Below are 20,164 nucleotides of genomic sequence, written 5' to 3' on the forward strand. Positions count from 1 at the left end.
TAAGCGGCTTCGCCTCTCTGAGGCGACGCGCCACCTGGTGCCTCGGTGGAGTTGCACCTCGGCTCAAGAGTTTATAAAAAGAGGGAGCTTTCTAAACAGCCGCGTATAAGCTGTCTGTGCTTTCGTTCAGTTAAAGATCTAAAAAGCGGGACGTGGGCTATCAACATATCTGAGGCATATTCACGGCGTTGATATTAACGTCGTCAAAAGACTCCGGGTTTGCCCTCATTTGGCGGCGACGCGTGTGGAGGCGCCGATGCCGCCGGTTGCGCCTCGTCGCAGATATGCGCCGCGGCCATTCCCCGATGTGAGAAACTCCAGACTAAACCACCGCGCCTCCGCAGACCCACGGCCGTGAGCCGTATACGGCTGTGTACACAGTCCCTGCCGGGGCCCGTCGGCACCGCGACAGCCGCTGCAGTCCACCTTCCGCACAGGCCAGCGAGCCAGCCGCCGCATGTCGGCAGCCACGCCTCTGCCCCCATGGAACAGCATTAACAACACGCCTGCAACGGACAGGCACCCTCTCTGTACACATAATATAGTAAGTTGAAATATTTATTACGTCTTATATTACATGAAACCGTGGTTGTGGATTACTTTCAGCGCTTCAACGAAGAGTTGGTTAAGAAGTTGCTGGAGGGCTTCCCGTGGCGGGTTGTAGATGTGGTGGGCCCGCCCCGCTCCGGCAAGTCGTACTTTATAGAAAACTACTCGTCGAAGCTGAGGGAGGCCGGCCGCGACGTTGAGCTAAGAGAGCGGACGGCGACTAGCAGGGACGAGCTGGGCGAGGCCTATGCAGGCGGGGGGCCGTATAGGCTTGTTTACTGCATCCCGTGGGATCGCGCAAAGGATTACGCCAGCGACGACGCAAAGAGGGCTGTCGAGCTAATCAAACGGCATTTTACGCCGGTGGAGTACCTCGGCGTTGGGTACATGCCGCCCGGCTTCGCGGCTGAGGTAGTGAAGAGGATGAGGGAAAGCGACGAGGAGGCCGCCGTGAAGTACCTGGAGGAGCAACGGGAGGCCTACAAAAAATTCTCCACGCTACTGGCGCCAGATGTCTGGGATAGGGTGCGTGAGGTATTGAAGAGAGTCGGCGGCGCCGCCTTGAGGGATGCGGTGCCGTTTTTGACAAAGGCGTTGCATATCGACGTCGTCTCCCATGTTTCTAAATTCGCCCCCCTCGTTTTTAAATTTCTGGATCTGATAGCGGCCGTCATAAAGGTCTTCGGTAAAAACTGGATTACGCAGTGGATAGAGCAGAGGGAGCAATGGAAAGGGTTGCACGAAGATCTGCGGAAGGTGCTTGTGTGGAAAGCCGCCGCGGCGCTGGGAAGAAGCGGAGAAGAGGTGGAGAAGGCGCTGGACGCGCTCTACGGATTAGACACAGCGATGCTGGATGAGGTGGTGGAGAAAATCGAGGAGAAGCTGGCCGAGCTGGAGGCCAGAGTCTCAGTGCTTGAAGCAAAGCTTGGGCCCCTCAACGCCGTCTACACAGAGCCGGAGGAGCTAGGCGTGGAGCGCAGAGACGGCGTCTTGTACGTAATGGGCGAGCCCTACGTAGACCCGGCGCGGCACGGCCTAGCACAAGCCGTGGATGAGGTGGAGAGGAAGGTGCGGGAGGTTGTGGAGAGGGGCGGCGTCCTAGCCATAGTCGGTCCAAGAGGAGTCGGCAAGTCCACGCTGGTCAGAGCCGTGCTGGCGGAGGTTTTGAGAAGGGCGGCGGTTAGAGGCGTGATAAACGTAAATAGGCTGAAGCTTGACGATCTGCCAGAGGTGGTGGATGGAGCGGGCCGTAGCTATCTCCTGTTCTACGACCCCACAACCCCTAGGTTCTACGAGCTGGGCGGTCTTGAAAAGCCACTGGAAAGGCCAAGGCCTGAGGCCGTTGGTATAGTGGCTGACCTCGTTAACTTGACGCACCGCGGGGGGAAGCCAAGAGCCTCCGTTGTTTTGGTACTGCCGACAGACATCTACAACGCGCTGGGCGAGGAGGTGAAGAGGCTCATAGTCCCCGTCGTTCTTGATTTGAAGAGCGTTGAATTCCTCGCCGAGGTAATAAGGCGGTACTCCGGCTGTCGGCTTGAGGGAGAGGGGCTGAGGGCACTAGCCGGGGAGATTGCGAAATTCGACGAGGGCTACACCCTAGTCGCCAGGCTAGTCGGCGAGGAGCTGAGCAGGCGGGGATGCCGGCTTGAGAAGGTAGAGGAGGTGGTGAGGGCGGCCGGGGGGAGGGCGCTTAGGTTTATGCTTATCTACGTCAACCAGATGTTGAGAGTTAGGTGGAGGGGTCCCTCCGGCACGTACGAAGACGAGGATATGGCTGAGATTTTTTCACAAATTCTGGCGGCGAGGCGATACTATAGCCGAGATCTTGGCCCGGGGAACGCGGTTGCGCCGCCGCTTCTCTTGGAGAGGTGGGCTAGGTGGAGATGCGCCAAGTTGTTTAAAAGCGAGAGGTGTCCCAGAGAGCCCCTACCCAAGGAGGTGTACATTTGGCTCTCCCGGAGACAACACGATCTGATAGAAACAGCGTTGTTTCTAGCCGCATATGCAAATCTGTTAGAAGAAGCGGCTGTAGAAGACATCCGTAAAGTGGTTAAAGACGCAGGTGAGGAGCTGGGAATTTGGAAAAAGGCGAAGACAAGCCCCTACACCGCTGTCCACTTTCTTGCGGAATACGGCTCCGATTTAGAAAAAGAGTGGGAAGGGGCTCTCTGCCTGGAGAAATTCGCGTTAATGCTCGGCGCCGCCATCGCTGGTCACCCGTATAAACCATTAGCCAAGGAGGCGGAGAAGGCTAAAGAGTACCTAGGGGACACCGCCGAGAGGATAAGGAGGTGGTGTGTGATAGACGGCTACCTGCTGGCCGACGGCGAGCTGACGCCGCTCACCCGCGAGCTTCTACTGGCAATGGCCGCATTGGGCAAGATGCCGAAGCCCTTCGCCAGCCAGCACGGCAAAGCGCTGGAAGAGGCGGAAAAGCTGGTAGAGGCGTGGAGGGGGAGAGGCGGTGCCAGATGGTGGGAGCTTTTCTACGGCCTTGGCTTGGCCGTGATGGCAACGAGGGCGGGGGTGTTGGATAGAAAGGCGGCCGTAAAGGCGCTGGCGGCAGCTCAGCCAGCTGTACAACGGGTTGCATCTCCGATCGCTATTGGTGTTATTCTTAACGCGCTTTCGCCGCTGAGAGAACACGCGCCGGATATGTGGACCACCGTGCTTTACGCCGCGGCTACGCTGTCGGTAGATGAGCCGCCAGCCCTGGCCAAGCGTATTTTAGAAGAGGTTAAGTGGGCCAAGGAGCGGGTGGTGGAAGACTGGGCGAAGGCGCTACTCGCCGCCGCCTACGCAACGGTTCTTATTCAATCTGCAGAGGCTACGAAATTACACGGAGATGTCTGTCAGCTTCTAGGCGGCATTCAAGACCCGGATTTGAGAATTCTGGTGGAGGTCGACGCGCTTCGGCGCTTTGCTGCGAGAGGCCTCCCGCCGTGCGGCGTCGACTTGTGTACGGGAGAGGCGAGGGAGGACTGCGTAGAGTCTCTGGAGAAGGCGTTTGAAAAGAAGGTAGGCGAACTGTCGTCAAAACTGGCTGAGCTGAGTAAAAAGGCGGAGAGAGGCGAGCTGAGCCCGGAGCTGGAGAAATACCTAGCCATCCGATCTCTAGAGAGGCCGCAGGAGGCGCTTCAGAGGGCGTTGTCAGTGGCCGAGGTCATGCTGTACTACAGCCTCGCGGAGGTCAAGCTAGACGCCGGCAGGCTAGAGGAAGCTGAGGAATACTTCGCCAAGGCGGCTGAGCTCGACAAAAAGTTGAGGTGGTGGGAAAACTACCTAGTCCACTCTTCTTATGCCGCTAGAGCCCGCGTGTTGAAAGCCGGCGATCTCGACGTGGTTGTAAAGTTAGCCGAGGCTTTTGAAAAGCTGTGGAAAGAGGCGAGGGAGCTCATGGCGCCGACGGCCGAGATGTTGAGGACCGCTTCTTTTAGGTTGGCTGAGTATCTTGTCTACCTGGCGGCTTCCGGCAGAATGAAAGAGGCGGCTGAAGTGTTGAGAGAGCACGGCTGGTTGCTGAGATATGAAAACTATGTACACGTCGCCACCCTATACATGTTGAGTCTACTTGGCGTTGGGGCGGAGGCGCCAGACACCAAGGAGCTGTTAGAGGCGCTGGAGGGCCGCATCCATCCGCTTCTCAAGCCGGCCCTGGCGGCTTTGCTGGGCCTTCCGCCAAAGCCCATAAAAGCGATGTTGCTGTGTGCTGAAGCCACCGGAGCGTCTATAAGCGCGGTTAAAGAGGGAGAGGTTAAAGCGGAAATTGATTTATCTCAACTTATGGAACACGCTGATTATCTCGCGTTTTGTCGCGACGCGTACAAAGCTGTTATGGGCGACATGGAGGCATTTAACCGAATACGTATACGTGTAAAAGAGTGGTATAAGGAGAGATTGGAGCCCCCCTCTGTACTGGATCGGCTTGACGCCGGGGGGCTGGTACAGGTGCTGGCACCTAGTGGCTCACTCGGCCGGCTTATTCTTCTGCTTATGGCTCTTGACGAGGCTAGACACGCCAAAGGCGTAGAGCGGGAGAGGTACCGCGAGCTGGCGCGGGCACACGCGCTGGTAGGCAAGGACGCCCATAAGGGGACTATAGCCGGAACGCTTTTCGGCAAAGCGGCCAAGGCGGTTGAGAATTGCAAAGGCGAGGTGGACAAATGCGGCGACTTGAAGCTGGCGTTACTCAAACTCTACTACTACCACTTCTAGTCTGCCGAGGCCAGTAGATAGCCGGCGGAGGCGTCTTGAGGCTGTGCTTTCGAGGCCGCGCCGCCTCACGTGGCCGCCGGCCCTAGAGCGAAATTGAGCCGTATAGTAGCCACCTCTCCAGCCCTCTGGCCAATCTGACCGCTCTCTCGGCGGCTTTCTTCAGCTTGTCGTAAACCTCCCGCCTGTCTTCTCCGCAGGCCTCGGCTAGCTTCTCGGCTAGTGACAGCAGAGCCGAGGGGCTGTAGCCAGCGGCGTAGGTGCCGAGTGGCGTTGTGAATACTAGACGGCCGCCTCTCGCCTCGGCCTCCACTGGGCATTTGTCCATTGTCATGTCGATCATCTCGATGGCCCTCTTCGTGAGGCGGTAGACGATGCGTGTCCTCCCGCCTCTCTCCGCCCGCGTCCACTTGAGGAGGCGCAGCTCCTGGGCCTTCTCCAGCACGTAGATGGCCTCTTCGCCGAAGGCCCTGTGCAGATCCCAGTAAGACACCTCGCCGCCAAGCCCAACCGCGATCTTCAACACGCGCCACACCTTGCCAAGCTCCACAAAATCCACTCCCTACGTGAAGCACCGCCAAAAATCCACACCATGTATTTTACACAGGTACGGGAGTAGACCGAAACTAAAAAACACGCCTTCCCTTTATAAACAACTGAATGCGAAAAGGTAAAGCGAAACGCTGAGGAGGGGGTAGGCTGAAAGTAATCAATCCGCAGAATTAATAAATTTCAGTTTTTAAAAAGATTCAAGACGCGGCTGGAGATGGGTCTTGAGTTAAATTTTTTCTCTATAAATTTTTGGCGAATTTATTTATTTCAATTTTTAGTTGAAACTTTAAGTTTATATTTTTGAGATTTTGTAGTTTTGCGCCTCCTCTTCACTTATTCGTACACCCCCGGGTGGAGGAGTGGCCCCTCCTACTGGGGCCTCTCTACAAGAGGCTTGTGGAGGCGGCGGGCGGCGTGGAGGCGCTTAGGCGCGTGGTGAAGGAGAGGCCCTGGGTTTTGAGGACTTATCTAAAGCCCCTAGCCGCGTTTGTCCAAGGCCCATTCGCCCCCGCCCTCAGGCGTTTTGTGGAGAGCGGCGCCTTCTCCACGGCGCCTCTCGTCAAATTCGCCGCCGTAGGCCCCGGCGGAGAGGTGGACATACTGCTGAGGTGCGGACCCGCCGCGGTTCTAACCCAGCCGCAGAACTTCTACCAGGTATACAACAGGCAGTGCACCGCCTTCGCCAAAATAGCCCCCCTAAAGGCCCCCCGGGTAGGAGGTCTTGGGGCCTTGCCGTGAGGAGGCCGGGGGAGTTCTTCTGCCAAGTGGCCGAGGAGCTGATCGGCGGGCTGGGCCTGCCGGGGGATCCCTGGGCCCTCGCCGCGTACTACAGAAGGGAGGGGGGCTACAGAAGGAGCCTCCAGCCGCTGGCCAGCTGGATCTACTACTGCAGACGCGGCGCCGCGCCGGAGGCTGACTACCTCCTGGGCAGGCTGTCGGCTGTACACGCCCCACCCGCCCTCAAACTATACGCCGTTTATATTGGTAGAGGGCCGGAGCATTTAGATAATGCTCCGGGCTTTTACAAAAGTATTGGCCGCGTGCGTCGAGGCTGGGGCCGCCTCCGTTGAGGAGGTGGCTGGGGCCGAGGCGGTGGACGTTAAGTGGGCTGAGGCGGCTATTTCATATACAGTGGCTCTGGCCGCGGATAGCGCAATTATCGCCGCCGTGGGGTTGGCGGCGTCTTTTGTTTAGTTGGTGTCTGTGGCATCTATCCGTTGGTGGTTTTTCGTCTGGCGGCTTTTAGCTGTTTTTAAATGGCTTGTTAGATGTGGTGTGTGTTGAGTCAGAGTCGGCGTGTGCGGGGCGGCGGTTTGTACAAATTTTGAGAGGCGCCGAGTTTTTGTACGATACGCCGTGTCGTACAAGAGGCGGTGAGGCCAGTTAAAAATGCGGCTATGGGGAGGGGCCTCGCCGCCGCAACAACACAGTGAATATGCCGGCAGGCGGAGGCTCTGGGAGTCTCCGAGAGGGAGGTGTTCAAGGCAGTACCCAGAGCCGCCAGACGCGGCGCCTGGCTTTGGGGAGGGGGAGTGGCGTACGTCAGCCTCAACCGCGGGGGAGACCCGCCAAGCACACCGCTAGAAAAGCCAAGCAAGGTTGCACAGCGGCCGAGCTGGGGGAACGCTTCTAACACAAGCTCTCTCCGTCTTGTTAACATGATCTTATCTAAATTTTATTAGTTAGGCTTAAATTTCGGTGTTGAGAGAAATAATGGGGGATGAGGGACCTCAGAAACCCCGACGCCAATCACCCATCAGCGGCGTGGGGGTCCTGATTCCCCCCTTCTACCATCACTATTTGCTACAGTTAGAAATAGAGGCAGGTAGAGCTGGCTGAAAATTATTATGCCTGTATTAAGGAAGATAAAATTGCAGTACATCTGTGTGATGTTTATCCCTCCCTTTTGCAAGACTTGGTTATGTACGCTGTTGGGTGGGTTGAGGTCTACTCGCCGGTGGGGGAGCTCATCCGCTACAGGTTGATTAGGAGGTTGATGAGAGGCCCGGCCGCGGCTGGCGAGCTAGAGGCTCTGGCTAGAGAGGCCGTTAGATGCGCAGGCCTCCGCTACGACTGGCGGGTTTGGCCACAGCTAGTGAGGCGCGAGGCCGCGGCGCTGGAAGGCGTATACACGCTTACAGACTACGGCAGGATGGTAGGCGAGGCGCTGGAAGAAGTGGAGAGGTACCTGACAAGGTTTTTCCCCCCAACCTGTCTAGAGGCCACATGACAAAAACCGTGGCCGTGATAGGGCCCCTGGGCGCGGGGAAGACTTTTATCGCCACCTCCCTCGCCCTCTACCTGCACCTAGCCTCGGCGCGTGCCGTCTTTATCGACGCGGCGGATAAGACCGGGGCTAGGTTGCTGAAGGGGGTTGTCCCCCTCGCCGCCGACGTCTCAGAGGCTAGGGAGATGAAGGCCAAATACGCCGTCGTGGACACCTCGATATTCGACACGCCTAGGGCAGACAAGTACGTAGCAGTCCTTGAGCCTGCCGATTTGAGACATGTCGACGTGGAGTCGCTGGAGAGGAGGGGCTACTACATCGTCGTGAACAAAGCCGGCGCGCTTTCGGCCTGGGCCAGGGGGTGGATACCCTTCGTGAGAGAGGTTGCGTGGAGCTACCAACGCGGCGTGCACCCGCTGCTCTGCGGAAGCCCCCCACTGGAGCGATTCCGCAGAAGAATAGGCAAAATCCTCAAGCAGATAGCCCAGTGGCTATGATTGGGAAAGAGAAGAAGAAAGCCAAAAGGCCTAGGTCGCCGCGGGAGGAGCTTCTGGAGATGTTGAAGAGGCAGAGGGAGGAGTTGGAGAAGATTAAGCCGGAGGAGCGTGTCCGCATCCCGGAGCCCCCTCCCGAGAGGTGGCAGTGTAGAGAGGTAAAGCTGGAGAGAGCCATGAGAGAGCTGGGGGTGGAGCCGATGTTCCCAGAGCTTTTCGATCTGGCTACGACGTGTCCCGAGGTGTTTGACTGCTACAGAAAGCTGTCTGTGCTCTGGGAAGACGCCAAAAGCCGCGAGGTGATTTTCAAAGCCGCCTGGACCGGCGCCGACATAGCCAAAGTTGTCGATCTGCTGTGGCGCGGCGAGTTGGAGGAGGCGGAGAAGGCGGCTAGGCCATGAAAGAGCTGGAGGCCTTGCTGAAGAGAGAACGCACAGCCAAGGAGGCGCCGCCGCCTCCGCCTGGGTGGCGCCCGAGGCTGGCTGAATTCGCCACGGTGTGGAGAGAACTTGGGGTTAAGCCCCTCTACCCAGAGCTCTACGACATGGCGGTTAAGACCTGCAGAGACTGGATGAAGTGCTACGCCATGTTTATCGCCGTCTGGGAGACGCCGCACAAGTGGTTGCTGTTTGAAGCCGCCATGGCCGGGCTAGACACCGAGATGGTGGCGAGGCTTATACTAGAGGGAAGAATAGACGAGGCTAGGAGGCTGGTGGAGCCGTGAACTACTACGACAAGACCCTTGCGCTGTTCGGCTTGTCGCTGTTGGCGATTGCCATTATGGCCAAGGCGTATCCGCCTCTGGCCCTTCTGGCGGTTTTTCCAATACTGGCGTGGGGGGAGGAGGTGTTGGTGTGGGTTCACACAAGGGTTGCCCCTCTGGAGCCTGTTAGGGTGCTCTACGAGGAGCCGGGCGTCAAGGCGGCTTTCGACCCCCGCCGCGGGCTGTACCACGTCTTCTGGCGCGCCGAGCCTATACACTCGGTATACGGCATATCCGCCGCCCCCAGGCTCCACGAGATGTACGCAAAGCTGTCGCTGAGGAGGGGGGAGTGGGTGACGTACTTCGTCTGGGGAGACCGCAAATACATACGCTACACCGCGAGGCGGCTGACCCCGGAGAGGCTTAGGCAGGTGGAGCTAATCCTCAAAGAGTACTACGTCCTCGACAAGGCGGAGCCCTGGCTCTCCAGCAGAAAGCAGCCGGGGAGGTGGCCCTACCTAACCGCCCTTTTGTTCATCCCCCTGGCCTTGATTTCAAGCGGCTGGTTTCTGCTGGCGATACCGCTGTGGCTGTTTGTCTATAGACGGGTTAGGAGGTGGTACAGAGTGCCGTACCTCCTCCTCTCTCTGTCGCACGTCTCCCGGGCCTCCTCCCTCCCGGCGTCTCGGGAGATGCTGGAGGCCATGGCGTCTGCGGAGGCCGCCGCCTTCGGCATGATGGAGAAGTGGGCGGTGGCGTTTACGGACATGCCCCCAGAGGCGGTCCACAAGAAGTTCGTCAAGGTGTACGAGGGGAGGGACACCGGTAAGAGGCTCATCCGCATAAGGGAGCTCTCCGAATTCGTGGAGAGGATGGCTAGGTACAACGAGAGGCCCATCCTCCTCTACCCATACGGCTCCAAGGACCTCCACTCCATCTACATGACGCAGGACTGGATAGCCACATACGACTTCTGGACGTTGAGAAACGGCGTCAGGGCGCTTTCGCACGACCTCTCCCGCTTCCCCATGTTCTACGGGGGGAAGCTCCTGGCGGTGGGTAGGGAGGTGGTGCTGGCCTACGACAGATTCGGCAGGCCGGTCTCCGTCGACCTAGACGCCCTCCCCACCGTCCACGGCGTCGTGATCGGCGCCTCCGGCCTCGGCAAGTCCTGGACTGTGGGCAGCTGGCTCGGGGTCTTGGCAGAGGCCGGGGTCGACGTCGTGGTGGTGGACCCCCACGGAGACTACCTCAAGTGGGCCGCGCTGTATGGGGCGCAGGTGGTGGAGGTGCCGGAGGAGCTTCCGTCGGACATGCCGGAGGTGCTGGCCAAGTCTATGTGGTTTAGGAGGCTGGCGGGGGAGTACGGGCTGGATGCGGGGGAGAACGCAGAGGCCGTTAAGGCGGTGCTGGAGAGGATGGCCTCTCTGGCCGGCTACAGCCCCCGCTTCGTGGACGTGGGCGGGAGGCACGTGGTCTTCAGTGTGTACAAGGCTAGGAAAGACGCGGCGCTGCAGGCCTTCTTCTACGGAGTTTTGCTGGTGTACCTCCTCGCAAAGCACATAGACGAGAGGGTGGAGAGGGTGAGGACCGTCATTGTCTTTGACGAGGCTAGGCTGATCTCTAAGAGGGGCGTGCCGGGCTACTCCACCCTCTCTTCTATGCTTGAGGAGATTGTGATGGGTGGTAGGAAGTACGGGCTGGCCATTTGGTTTGTCCTTCAGTTGGAGACTCAGCTGGAGCATGACTTGTTGCGGAGCGCCTCTGTACAGCTTCTCTTCGGCGGGGGCGAGGACGTGGTGAAGCCGCTTGCCCACGTCCTCTACCTAGACGACGCCGACGCCGCCTACCTTCTGACCACAGTCACGCCGAGGGAGGCCTCGCTGTCGGGACAGCCCTACGCCATGGCCGTCATGCGCATAAAACCCCGCAACTTGAAATACCACGTCAAAATACCCCTAGACCCGCGGCTGAAGGCATGAACAAAGCGGCGCCTCCGCCAGCGCTATGACCGACCCGAGAGAGATCTGCGTGAGGAGGCCAGACCTCTGCGGCGAGACGCAGACCCTAGCCAGAGAAGAGGCACGCGGGACGGGGACTGTCGACATGGCCGAGTATCTGCGGAGGATACTCGGAGGAGACGGCTCCCGCCCGCAGACACCGACAAGCCCGGCCCCGGCGCCCAGGGAGCCCCCCGCCGGCTTCGAGACTGACGCACCTGAGCCCGGCTTTACGCAGAACACGCCGCCCCCGCCTCCTCCCGCCGGCTGGGTTCTGCCTATCCGGCAGAGGGTACTGTTTCTAAACATCTACTGGCTCCCGGTGAACGAGCCGTACGCGAGGCTGGGAGACGTGGTTGTGGTGAAGTCTCCTCAAGAGGTCTACCTGCTGAGGAGAGTGAAGAGGGCGGATAGGTGGACTGAGCCTGACTACCGCTTCTACATCGCTGGTAATGTGGAGAAACAGTTGTGTGCCTACGGCTTCATACTTAGGGGCTCCATCGAGCACATCGCCCAGCTGTTTAGGTCGGGGGGATACGCCCTGGTCCTCGGCTGTGACAGGCGGGCTGTCGTCAAGCCTCCAAAGCGGGAGGAGCTGTACTCGATATGGCGCTACGAGGGCTACGTGGTAAACGCCTCCCCCGCCAGACTCGCCGTCATACGGCTAGACGACTCGAAAAAGGCGAGGTTCGCCGTGGAGTTTTTCAACAAGGGCTGTCCAGTTTTCTCGCACTACGCAAACCAGTTGCTACAGCTCATAGGCGTGCCGATACAGCTCACCTGCTGATGCTGGAGATTGTAATAGGCGGCCTTGCAGAGCCGCCTGAGGCGAAAACAAGGTACACCTTCTGCCCCTCGGAGAGGGCAACCGGCTTGGGCTTCGAGCTTACTGCAGAGGGCTCCCTTGTCTTTACAACAGTCTTCCTTAGAAACAACAACCCTCCCCTCTACCCGAGGCACACCGCCGAGCTGGCTCAGTGCAGCGCCCCTCTATGCGCCCTCTTCCGCTACGTGGACTACGGAGAGTTGCAGAGGGGGGAGGGCGTATTTCAATACAGAGCACCTCCCGTCGACCCCGTCCTCTTGGCGATGGGCCTCGCCTTGGCTTTCCACCTCGACGCCTCGGCCGAGGGCTGGGCTGTCGAGGTGTATACAGACGTCTGGCCTATGTACACAGACCTGCTGGCCATGGCAAAGCCCCTCTCCGGCGTACTGCGCATCTACACCTCTGTCTACGACCCCAAGGCGGCTGTCGCCGATAGGGTTGTCCTCGCTGTCCAGGGCTTGACGTACGAGGGGCTGGCGATGAAGAAGGCCTGGGCCGGCGGTAGGCTGTGCAGAGCGTACACGCCTCCGCCAGCCGCCGAGGTGGAGGACCCCGACGTCAAGGATTTGCTACGCACTCTGTGGGAGGCTGGGGGCTTCCTATCGCTGAAATACGCCCAGGAGAAGTACGGCCAGGCTGTAATCAAAGCCTCTCAGCTAGGCCTAGTGAGGCTAGACGCGCTGACGCTGACGGTGAGGCTCACGGACCTGGGGATTAGGGCGCTGGGCGTATGACCCTCCATACCCAGCTCTTCAGGCTGGTGGTGGCCGTGGAGGGGAATGCGCTAATCACGGGGCTCCCCGGCACTGGCAAGACCTCCCTCGTCAAGTGGTCTCTCCGCGAGGTCCCCAGCGACTACGCCGTCGTTGTATACGACACAGCCGGCGACTTCCAGCAACGCGGCCTCTGCAACTACGTGGGGAGGTTTTCGGTAAACCCCCTCGACCTCCCCACGCCGCGCGTTGTTGAGATTTTGGAGGAGTCTTTAGCGGCCACGTACGGCGAGTACCCCTATCTGCTGACTCCCGCGATGGCGGAACTGCTACACAGAACTGTGGAGAGGGGGGCGCGCACCCTATCGCAGGTGAGGCGCGAGGTTTTGAACATAGCCGAGCCGCACGAGATGGACACAGCCTACGCCCTGCGTAGGCGTCTAGTCCACTTCGACGTTGCGCAGTTCGACAAGACGGACGTACCCATCCGGCACGGAGCCTCGACCTGCGTCGACGTCTCGGGGGCTGGATAGAGTGGGTAGGCTGGCCTACGTGCTGGCGCATCTAGAGCTCACCAGAGACTTGAAGAACGTCATCTACGTCGTGGACGAGGCACACCGATTCCTGGCATTCACGTCGAGGTACTCCCTCCTCACTGACCACTTGAGGACTGGGAGAAGCCGCGGCCGCTTCTTCGTCCTAGTGTCGCACTCCTACCGGGAGTTTCTACGACACGTCGGCTACGTCAAGATGGTTGTGAGATTCCCAGACTGGGACCTAGACGAGTCTAAAACAACGCCGCTACAGCCCTCCGAGGCGCTTATAACGGTTAGAGCCGCCTCTCTCCGCTCGGCGGAGGCGTTGGCTAAGCTGTTGCCTCTACGCGGCACATGGGCCCAGTTCCGAATAACCGTGCCGCCGTATGTCGACAGATCCCCTGCGTAGAGCCGTGGAGGCGCTCAGGGCGGACTTCCCAGGCAAGTCGAGGAGCTGGATTAAGAGGGCCCTCCTAAGGCTCGGCGACGTGCGTGAAGTTAGAGAGGACCTCTACGTGGTTGAGGGGAGGCGTGAGCTGGGGGATTGGAGGCCTCTTTACCAGGTCTGGTGGTCGGAGGCTGAAAAGCGCTGGCTCTGCACATGCTACTACACGCAGTTCGGCCTCAGGCGCAGGAGGGACATTTGCACACACGTAGCCGCCGTCATGCTCTTCCGCAGGTACAAGAGGGCTTTGGAGAAGGCCGAGAGGACGACGGTCTACGTTGCCGAGGCTGTGGTGGAGTGCCGGGGGCGCATATCGGCGAGTGGAGAGGTGTACCTCAGGCCAGACGCCGACAGAGCGGATCTCACCTTCTACACATCCCCCCGCTTCAGAGTATTGGTGATCTCTAGGCAGAGGCGTATTGCGGTTAAATGCGGCGGCTATGTGGTTTACGAGGCGGAGGGGGAGGGGGTGCCCCTCGCCGTGGCGAAGTTCCTCGTCGCAAAATTCCATGAGGGTGAGGACTAGGAAGGGCGTATTCGAGCTTAAGCCAGACTCGCCGGCCAACTACCGGAGGCTGTACGTAGACGTCTTCTCCATAGCGGCCGCCCTCAGCGATCCGGAGGAGCTGTTTAGGTCGGCGGCGGAGGCCGGCGTGGAGGCGGTGTTTGTGGTAGACGCCTGGAGCGAGACCCACATGCCTCTCGCTAGGCGCTATCTTGAGGCGTGCCGTAGTTACGGCCTCGACTGCAGACTATCCGAGCAGAAGCCGGCGGAGCTGTATGCCGCGGAGCTGTGCGAGGCTGAGTGCGGGGCTGGATGCGCCGTGGTGACAAGGGACTACGACGCCGTTGCGGTAGTCAAGAAGTGCGCCGTCCTTCTGTTTAGAGGAGGTAGGTTTTGGCGTGTTCATAGCAGTAAAACTTAAAAAAAATGGGTTCTTGCTGATATGCGGTGGCTCGGGTTGGTAATGGTGTTGGCGGCTGTGTTGCTGGCGGCGGCTTCTACACAGCAACAGGGGGCATCCGCGGGGAGGCCGGTTCTGGTCTGTGTGGACGCTGTGGAGGCTGGCTTGGCGGGGAAGCCGCCGCTGATCACCGGCTTCGTCACCTCCCGGGGGGCTAGGCAACCAGCCCAGCTATATATCAACGGCACTGTGATTAAGACAGTGGGCATCTGGGAGGCCAACTCCACGAAGCCCCAGGTGCAGAACTTGACGGTACTCCCGCCAGTTATAAAAGGGCTGGTGTGCTTCCCGCCCGGCGACCCGGCGCCGGCGGGGAGGGGGCTTTACATAGAGGTGGAGGCCCGGGGTAGGAGACACGGCGTCACCATCATAAACGCCACAGAAGAGCCAGCCGCGCCCCCGGCGCTCCCGCTTGAGTACGTAGCCGACCACTTCGAGATTGTGAAAGGCAGAGTAGTGGCGAGGAGGGCCATAAGAAGCGCAGACGGTGAAAACACAGCACAGACACAGCCGCCCTCCCTAGTGAGAAACACGGAGCAGATACAGCCGCTGTCCCTAATTACGCCTGGGCCTGATATTTTCGAGAGGTTTTCCGGCGACATCGTGGCGTCTTTTAAACTAGCGCAGACTGACAACTACGTCCTAGATCTGTCTCCGTACAGAACCGGGGAGGTCTGCGCCAGAGGCCGCTTTATACTACCCAACGGCACCTCTAGCTTCACACTCAGCTTCACACCAGCTACGCGGGCCGAGATCTACGGAGGCGCCAGTTGCCTCCTCCTCTCTATAAAGGCTAATATCACAGATGAAGACACCGGTCAACGCCTCGCATCTAATCTTATTCTAAACGGGAGTAGTATGGTTGCCCCGGGTATACACTGCGTCCCAAACCCGCCGAGGCCTTGGTACCTCGTCCACCTAGATTTAAGCAGTTGGAGAGATAGGAATAAGAGAGTAGATTTGAGAATATGTGTGCCCGCCAGCATGGGCGGCTACGGCCGCGACTACATAGACGCCTTTATACACGCAGTTGTCCCAGCCAGATCCTACGCACAGCCCTTTGCCTTGGAGTCGCCGGGCCAAGGCACTGTGGTAAAGGTTCCTCCAGGTGGCGTTGAGCAGCTCTACGACGGCACGTACATCGCCGTGCCGGGCTTTACAGTACCCCCCGGCTACGTCCTCGGAAGCGCCCGCTCAAATATTATCATTAAGGTATGTAGCCCCCAGGCGCCTACTAGTATAAACGTGTACTGGGGGCCTTTCTACATAGGCACAGTAAGCCGAACTCAGACCTCCGACGGGTGCTACCAATACGAAGTATCTCCCCAGATGTTCACCGGCGCTCTCAACACGGCGGCATCCGCTAGTTTATACGTCGGAGGCACAACACACGCCTTATTTATAGGACCTTTCAACTCGGCATCGTACTACAGTGGCATACAGATAAACAGGATGACTATACAGGGTTTATACAGACCGGAAATGAACGCCAGGTCGTCAATAATCTTCGCATATCCACTAACCTGGAGCTACTTCACCGCCTCTGGCTTCGCCACCTACTACGACCCCTATTCAGGCACTCTCATCCGCTACGGCACAAAGACTGAATTCAAGCTACTTGCAGATTGGGAATATCACAATACACGTTCGCTAATTTCACTACATAGATACGATGGACAACTACATTGTTCACGTGTAGATGTCTATATATGGGCTTATAATGCAACAAGCGGATCACAGATTGCGATGGAACATGGTTCAGCTAAGGCGTTTAGAGAAAGAGCCGGCGGCTTCTCATCAACAGTTATTGATATATTAATTGATTTCATTAGTAATGTATTTGATGAAACTAATAGAAGAGTTTCCGCATTTCTTAAAGTGATTAGCTGGGCTACATTTGCCATAGATCTTCTTGAAGAGGCTACAGATACTAAAGTTAGTGCAGGTTCGTCAGGTGGAGGAGTTGTGTATAGCATCGAGCTTGGTAGCCTAGCGCCCCCAGTCGCTATAAATACTACAAAACAAGGTTTAAGATTACCCCCCGATGCCTTTGGCACCCCCATTAGGTATGTGATGAGAATAGATATGGTATGTGGTGGTGTTAGATATAGCTACGGGCCTTATTCAATATATCTGAACACAATGCCATGGACATTTAGTAGGAGTACTATACATTTATTTAGGACGTTTACATGTGGTAAACAGGAGATTGCAGATGCCGCACTTTTAAGACCGGAGGTATATGGTAGATGGTTTATCTGTGATGCTTCTAGATATGGCTAGCTTTTTAAAACTCCCCTTTTTTAGGATGGGTTTGGTGTTGGGTGTCGTGTCTTTTTTCCATCTCTTTCTTTTTGGTTTTTTGAGAGAGGGTATACTGCCCGCCTCTGTGGTTTCTTATTTTGTTGCCTACGCCGCCGCTTTCGATAGGCGGTGGCTGTCTGTGTGGGCTGTCCTTCTGGCGGCTGGGTTTTTTATAAGAGGCGCCGCGGCGGCTGTCTTGTCCATCTTCTTGTTCTACGTCATGCTCCTCGCAGTGCCGATTCTGCTGGCGAGGGGGGTTTGGAGTAGGTTAAAGTCGCTGTTTTTCTTCGTGGCGGGTCTGGCTCTGTCTGGGTTTGTCATAGCCGCCGCCTCTCCGTACTGGAGGTCGGCGGTGCCCCACCCCTTCCAGTATGTAGACTTTGGACAGGCAATTCCCACCCCGGTGGACTGGCCGTGGTACTTCCTCGGCTACTACATCTGGGAGAGGGTGCACAACATGTACCGGGGGCTTCCCAAGAGCTGGAAATACCTCCTGTACAGATAGCTCAGCTGTAGCGGCTACCAAACCTGTCTTTCTGAATAAGACAAGCCTAGTCGCAACGTAAATGTCTGTATACTGCAGTTGTCAAAACATCTAGGTTGTCTTACGAGTTAGTCTAGAGAAGAGCTATTAAGCCGCCTTGGCGTACTTCACGGTGGAGGCGAAGTTAGAAGATTTTTTCCAGGGAGGAGGTGAAGAAGGCAATGCCTAGGAGGGCAGAGGCTCCCGAGGAGTGCCAGCAGTACAGGGGGCCTAAGAGAGACGACGTGCTCAAGCTCTGCGCGGAGCTGGGCGGGCTGAGACATTTAGCGGTTAAGAACGTGGTGGAGCTGGCCCAGCTCCTCGAGCTGGAGGACGACCTTGAGAAGGCCGAGGAGGTACTCGCCGCTGTTAGGAGAGCCGCCGGCGTGGGGGCGAGGGTTGTGCCGGTGTCGGAGGCCGTTAAGTCATATGCCGTGGCTGAGGTGTTGAAGACTCATGTGAGCGAATTTGACGAGAAGACGCCTTGGGGCGGCCTGCGCTTCGGCTACATCTACGGGCTGGCTGGCGAGTACGGGGCGGGGAAGTCCATGTTCGCCATACAGGCATCGGTACTGGCGGCCCTCGCCGGCAAGCGCGTTGTCTATATCGACACCGAGGGGGCGCTGAACCTCTCCCTCTTCGAGAAAGTCGCCAAGAGATTCGGCTCCGACCTCACCGCGCTGTCTGACAGGCTACACATAACCCAGGTGATAGATCCCATCGATCTGAAGGAGGTTCTGCTGTCGCTTAGGGGCGTCGACGTTGTCGTTGTGGACTCCATGGTGTCTCACGCCCTGCGCGCCCAGTTTAGGGGTAGAGAAAGGCTGGCCGCCCGTCAGCAGTTGCTGGCCTACTTCCTTGACGTTCTGAGGAGGATGGCCGCCGTCTACGGCACCCTGTCTATACTGACGGATCAAGTCATCGACGTGCCGGACTTCTTCAGTAGCAAGAGGCCCGCGGGAGGCAACGTCTTGCTTCACGGGGTCCACGCGCTGTTTCTCATGAGGAGGCCTAACAAGCAGAAGGCTGAGGGCGTGATGATCCCGCTGGACGTGCCGGGGATGGCTCCCACAGTCGAGATTCGCTACGAGATTCGAGATGACGGCCTCTACTAGTTCTCACTCGGCGTCTCCCCGCCGGGTTTTTCGGTTTGTGAGAACGGCGTGTCGACTGCAATACGCCGTTCCTCACACGCCGTCTCGGAGGCGGGTTCTCCGCTGTGTGAGAACTAGCGTCTGGCTCCGCGGCGCGGCGTTCTCACCCGGCGCCTCTTCGCCGGATTTCTCGGCTTGTGAGAACAGGCGTTTGAAAAACGGCGCCGCGTTCTCATCCCCCGTCTCTACGCCGAGCCTCTCGCTGTATGAGAACCGGCGCGGCTGGAGTGAGGACTAGCCCCTCTTCTCGATAGACATGTCCTACGCGTCTGTGGCTAGGGGCGTGGTGGGGGGTGTGTCTGTCTACGTCTGGCGCCGCGGCGACTCTCTCTACGCCACTCTCTACTACGGCGGGAGGAAGAGGACAGTATACCTCGGCAGGTGGGAGCCCAGAGAAGCCTCAAACAAAGAGGGGGACTGCGTGGAGAAGCTGAGGGCCGTGCTGAGGGAGGTGGCTTGCCTCGTGGAGCTGGCCAGAAGAGCGAGGAACTCCGTGAGAGACCCCCTCGCCGCGGAGGCCCTTGGAGAGTGGGCCTACCCGCCTAAGGTGGTGAGAGACGCTCTGGAGGAGTTTGAAGTGACGTGTGGAGAGGTTTAAAATCGGAGGTATTTCTGTACGTGGTCTGCGGCCTCTTAAAGCGGATGTTCCGCCTCGCGGGCCTCCCGGAGGAGGAGGCCGAGGCTAGGGCTAGGTGGGTGGTGAGAGAGCTGGCGTCGAGGCACCCCAACTGCCGCCTCCTCTGCGACGACCTGCGGCGGGTGTACAGAGATCTGTCTTCTTACGAGGTGTACGAGATGTGTAGACAGCGCCATCTGGACCAGGTGGCGCAGTCCGCCGACTGCACGGAGCCGATCGCCAAGTCGGAGCGCTGCGCCCCGCTTCCCATGGCCTCGCCTAGACGCGTCTACTACCCACGCTACATCTTGACAGACAGGACTAGGGTGGCGGAGGCCGTGGCTCTGGTGAAGGCAATCACGCTGAGGTTCTACCAAAGATTTCAAGAGTTTAGGACTGGGGGGAGGAGGAGGGATGTGGAGGCCTACGTCTACGCCCTCGTGGAGCCGTGGGAGCTGGACTGGAGGCGTGTTGGGAGGGCGGGGCGTGTGGAGAACTTGAGGACGGCTATGCTCCTCCTCTTGGAGAGCCTGGGCAACCCGGCGGCGGAGTCGCTCCTCTCCCAGGCCTACGTCTACAGAGACTCGGTAGTTCTGCTAGGCGAGCCGAGGGTGGAGCACGTCATGGCAACTGCGGCCGCCTGGCTTCTCTTCGGCGGCGTCTACACGCCGTGGCCCCCCACACTGGCGGCCGTGGGGGAGGCCGCCTACAGACTGGCAAGGGGGGTACTCAACATCTACAAGTGGGAGGATTTTGACAGAGAGCCTCAGCGTAGCGTCTTGAAGGCCTACAGAGAGCTGGCCCAGAGGGCTGAAGCCCCCTTCGACGACGCCGCCGCGGAGATGCTCACGGCGCTGGGCCTCTGGGGAAACCCAGTGGTGGTGATGATAGAGACGGGGGCAGACTACCTAGAGACACTAAAAGCCTACTTCAAAATCAAACAATAGACCCTTATCCACCTGTAGAAAACTCTACACATGCCGAGGACCCCGGGCCGCCTCTGCTGTGAAAAGCTGAGGGAGGCGGCCGCCGTAGATAAAGCCGCGGTTGCTGTGGAGAAGTCTGCAAATATGCAGAAGGCCGGCGGAGGGGGCGCCGCCGAGAGGAGAGAAGCCGCCGAGAGGCCGGGCACTCCACCTGTAGACAACGTCTGGGTGGCGATTCTGAGGAGGAGGCTGAGCTCTAGCGCCGCAGACGAAAACGCCGGGTGACGTCCACGGTGGGGACATTTTCCGCAGGATTTTGCTCACGGCGTTGACATAAAACGGCGAGTTTTGTCCCCGCTGGGGATATTTCTCATCGGATTTTGTCCACGGCGCGGGCATTACACGCCGCGTTATAT

The 20,164-nt window shown here is 58.6% G+C and carries 23 protein-coding genes; 22 read left to right on the plus strand and 1 reads right to left on the minus strand.

Going from position 1 to position 20,164, the window contains the following annotated elements:
* Positions 1-585: 585 nt before the first annotated feature.
* The gene (locus tag P186_RS12955) at positions 586-4,767 is read left to right on the plus strand and encodes a P-loop NTPase family protein (protein ID WP_237179426.1); all 4,182 of its coding nucleotides are present in this window, start codon (positions 586-588) and stop codon (positions 4,765-4,767) included.
* An 82-nt stretch (positions 4,768-4,849) separates the two neighbouring features.
* On the opposite strand, the gene P186_RS12960 is transcribed toward P186_RS12955, so the two are convergent.
* Entirely contained in the window at positions 4,850-5,323 is a 474-nt protein-coding gene (locus P186_RS12960; protein ID WP_014289970.1) for a hypothetical protein, read from the minus strand.
* A gap of 293 nt (positions 5,324-5,616) precedes the next feature.
* Between P186_RS12960 and P186_RS12965 the strand changes: the two genes are divergently transcribed.
* The 21 genes from P186_RS12965 to P186_RS13055 all read left to right on the plus strand — a co-directional run bounded on the left by P186_RS12965 (position 5,617) and on the right by P186_RS13055 (position 20,033).
* Positions 5,617-6,054 carry a hypothetical protein gene (locus tag P186_RS12965; RefSeq protein WP_148683083.1) on the plus strand — a complete coding sequence of 146 codons (438 nt, stop codon included), beginning with the start codon at positions 5,617-5,619 and terminating at the stop codon, positions 6,052-6,054.
* Entirely contained in the window at positions 6,051-6,386 is a 336-nt protein-coding gene (locus P186_RS12970; RefSeq protein WP_014289972.1) for a hypothetical protein, read from the plus strand. Before P186_RS12965 ends, P186_RS12970 begins: the two co-directional genes overlap by 4 nt.
* 319 nt (positions 6,387-6,705) lie before the next feature.
* Positions 6,706-6,900 carry a hypothetical protein gene (locus P186_RS12975; protein ID WP_148683084.1) on the plus strand — a complete coding sequence of 65 codons (195 nt, stop codon included), beginning with the start codon at positions 6,706-6,708 and terminating at the stop codon, positions 6,898-6,900.
* 337 nt (positions 6,901-7,237) lie between these two features.
* Positions 7,238-7,546, plus strand: coding sequence for a hypothetical protein (locus P186_RS12980; RefSeq protein WP_148683085.1), 309 nt, complete (start codon positions 7,238-7,240; stop codon positions 7,544-7,546).
* Positions 7,543-8,040: a P-loop NTPase family protein gene (locus tag P186_RS12985; RefSeq protein WP_014289974.1), complete on the plus strand. Its 498-nt coding sequence runs from the start codon at positions 7,543-7,545 to the stop codon at positions 8,038-8,040. Before P186_RS12980 ends, P186_RS12985 begins: the two co-directional genes overlap by 4 nt.
* Positions 8,037-8,438: a hypothetical protein gene (locus P186_RS12990; RefSeq protein ID WP_014289975.1), complete on the plus strand. Its 402-nt coding sequence runs from the start codon at positions 8,037-8,039 to the stop codon at positions 8,436-8,438. The genes P186_RS12985 and P186_RS12990 overlap by 4 nt, the downstream gene beginning before the upstream one ends.
* Positions 8,435-8,761: a hypothetical protein gene (locus P186_RS12995; protein ID WP_014289976.1), complete on the plus strand. Its 327-nt coding sequence runs from the start codon at positions 8,435-8,437 to the stop codon at positions 8,759-8,761. The genes P186_RS12990 and P186_RS12995 overlap by 4 nt, the downstream gene beginning before the upstream one ends.
* Positions 8,758-10,722 carry an ATP-binding protein gene (locus P186_RS13000; RefSeq protein WP_014289977.1) on the plus strand — a complete coding sequence of 655 codons (1,965 nt, stop codon included), beginning with the start codon at positions 8,758-8,760 and terminating at the stop codon, positions 10,720-10,722. The genes P186_RS12995 and P186_RS13000 overlap by 4 nt, the downstream gene beginning before the upstream one ends.
* 25 nt (positions 10,723-10,747) lie before the next feature.
* On the plus strand, positions 10,748-11,527 hold the full coding sequence (locus tag P186_RS13005; RefSeq protein ID WP_014289978.1) for a hypothetical protein: 780 nt from the start codon (positions 10,748-10,750) through the stop codon (positions 11,525-11,527).
* Entirely contained in the window at positions 11,527-12,300 is a 774-nt protein-coding gene (locus tag P186_RS13010) for a hypothetical protein (protein ID WP_014289979.1), read from the plus strand. Before P186_RS13005 ends, P186_RS13010 begins: the two co-directional genes overlap by 1 nt.
* Positions 12,297-12,812 (plus strand): ATPase AAA, encoded by a 516-nt coding sequence (locus tag P186_RS14435; RefSeq protein WP_014289980.1) that lies wholly within the window; start codon positions 12,297-12,299, stop codon positions 12,810-12,812. The genes P186_RS13010 and P186_RS14435 overlap by 4 nt, the downstream gene beginning before the upstream one ends.
* Position 12,813: 1 nt before the next feature.
* Complete coding sequence (locus tag P186_RS14440; RefSeq protein ID WP_014289981.1) at positions 12,814-13,224, plus strand: P-loop NTPase family protein; 411 nt, start codon at positions 12,814-12,816, stop codon at positions 13,222-13,224.
* On the plus strand, positions 13,202-13,786 hold the full coding sequence (locus P186_RS13020) for a hypothetical protein (protein WP_014289982.1): 585 nt from the start codon (positions 13,202-13,204) through the stop codon (positions 13,784-13,786). The genes P186_RS14440 and P186_RS13020 overlap by 23 nt, the downstream gene beginning before the upstream one ends.
* Positions 13,770-14,186 carry a hypothetical protein gene (locus P186_RS13025; RefSeq protein WP_014289983.1) on the plus strand — a complete coding sequence of 139 codons (417 nt, stop codon included), beginning with the start codon at positions 13,770-13,772 and terminating at the stop codon, positions 14,184-14,186. Before P186_RS13020 ends, P186_RS13025 begins: the two co-directional genes overlap by 17 nt.
* Before the next feature lie 21 nt (positions 14,187-14,207).
* Complete coding sequence (locus tag P186_RS13030) at positions 14,208-16,508, plus strand: hypothetical protein (RefSeq protein ID WP_193383985.1); 2,301 nt, start codon at positions 14,208-14,210, stop codon at positions 16,506-16,508.
* Positions 16,509-16,533: 25 nt separating this feature from the next.
* Positions 16,534-17,034, plus strand: coding sequence for a hypothetical protein (locus P186_RS13035; RefSeq protein ID WP_014289985.1), 501 nt, complete (start codon positions 16,534-16,536; stop codon positions 17,032-17,034).
* 188 nt (positions 17,035-17,222) lie between these two features.
* Positions 17,223-18,167, plus strand: coding sequence for an ATPase domain-containing protein (locus P186_RS13040; protein WP_014289986.1), 945 nt, complete (start codon positions 17,223-17,225; stop codon positions 18,165-18,167).
* A 106-nt stretch (positions 18,168-18,273) separates the two neighbouring features.
* Positions 18,274-18,444: a hypothetical protein gene (locus P186_RS13940; RefSeq protein WP_158307153.1), complete on the plus strand. Its 171-nt coding sequence runs from the start codon at positions 18,274-18,276 to the stop codon at positions 18,442-18,444.
* 18 nt (positions 18,445-18,462) lie between these two features.
* Complete coding sequence (locus P186_RS13045; protein ID WP_014289987.1) at positions 18,463-18,804, plus strand: hypothetical protein; 342 nt, start codon at positions 18,463-18,465, stop codon at positions 18,802-18,804.
* A gap of 20 nt (positions 18,805-18,824) precedes the next feature.
* Complete coding sequence (locus P186_RS13050) at positions 18,825-19,769, plus strand: hypothetical protein (RefSeq protein ID WP_148683086.1); 945 nt, start codon at positions 18,825-18,827, stop codon at positions 19,767-19,769.
* Between the two features lie 30 nt (positions 19,770-19,799).
* The gene (locus tag P186_RS13055) at positions 19,800-20,033 is read left to right on the plus strand and encodes a hypothetical protein (protein WP_014289989.1); all 234 of its coding nucleotides are present in this window, start codon (positions 19,800-19,802) and stop codon (positions 20,031-20,033) included.
* The last annotated feature ends 131 nt before the right edge of the window (positions 20,034-20,164 follow it).

Source organism: Pyrobaculum ferrireducens, assembly GCF_000234805.1.
GTDB classification, from domain to species: Archaea; Thermoproteota; Thermoprotei; order Thermoproteales; family Thermoproteaceae; genus Pyrobaculum; species Pyrobaculum ferrireducens.

What these genes read in the sequence shown, in the direction of transcription:
- P186_RS13055 (WP_014289989.1), top strand. Translation starts at nt 19,800, where the DNA reads ATGCCGAGGACCCCGGGCCGCCTCTGCTGTGAAAAGCTGAGGGAGGCG.
- P186_RS13025 (WP_014289983.1), top strand. Translation starts at nt 13,770, where the DNA reads ATGAGGGTGAGGACTAGGAAGGGCGTATTCGAGCTTAAGCCAGACTCG.
- P186_RS14435 (WP_014289980.1), top strand. Translation starts at nt 12,297, where the DNA reads ATGACCCTCCATACCCAGCTCTTCAGGCTGGTGGTGGCCGTGGAGGGG.
- P186_RS12985 (WP_014289974.1), top strand. Translation starts at nt 7,543, where the DNA reads ATGACAAAAACCGTGGCCGTGATAGGGCCCCTGGGCGCGGGGAAGACT.
- P186_RS12995 (WP_014289976.1), top strand. Translation starts at nt 8,435, where the DNA reads ATGAAAGAGCTGGAGGCCTTGCTGAAGAGAGAACGCACAGCCAAGGAG.
- P186_RS12980 (WP_148683085.1), top strand. Translation starts at nt 7,238, where the DNA reads ATGTACGCTGTTGGGTGGGTTGAGGTCTACTCGCCGGTGGGGGAGCTC.
- P186_RS13020 (WP_014289982.1), top strand. Translation starts at nt 13,202, where the DNA reads ATGTCGACAGATCCCCTGCGTAGAGCCGTGGAGGCGCTCAGGGCGGAC.
- P186_RS12990 (WP_014289975.1), top strand. Translation starts at nt 8,037, where the DNA reads ATGATTGGGAAAGAGAAGAAGAAAGCCAAAAGGCCTAGGTCGCCGCGG.
- P186_RS13035 (WP_014289985.1), top strand. Translation starts at nt 16,534, where the DNA reads ATGGGTTTGGTGTTGGGTGTCGTGTCTTTTTTCCATCTCTTTCTTTTT.
- P186_RS13005 (WP_014289978.1), top strand. Translation starts at nt 10,748, where the DNA reads ATGACCGACCCGAGAGAGATCTGCGTGAGGAGGCCAGACCTCTGCGGC.
- P186_RS13030 (WP_193383985.1), top strand. Translation starts at nt 14,208, where the DNA reads ATGCGGTGGCTCGGGTTGGTAATGGTGTTGGCGGCTGTGTTGCTGGCG.
- P186_RS13010 (WP_014289979.1), top strand. Translation starts at nt 11,527, where the DNA reads ATGCTGGAGATTGTAATAGGCGGCCTTGCAGAGCCGCCTGAGGCGAAA.
- P186_RS13045 (WP_014289987.1), top strand. Translation starts at nt 18,463, where the DNA reads ATGTCCTACGCGTCTGTGGCTAGGGGCGTGGTGGGGGGTGTGTCTGTC.
- P186_RS12975 (WP_148683084.1), top strand. Translation starts at nt 6,706, where the DNA reads ATGCGGCTATGGGGAGGGGCCTCGCCGCCGCAACAACACAGTGAATAT.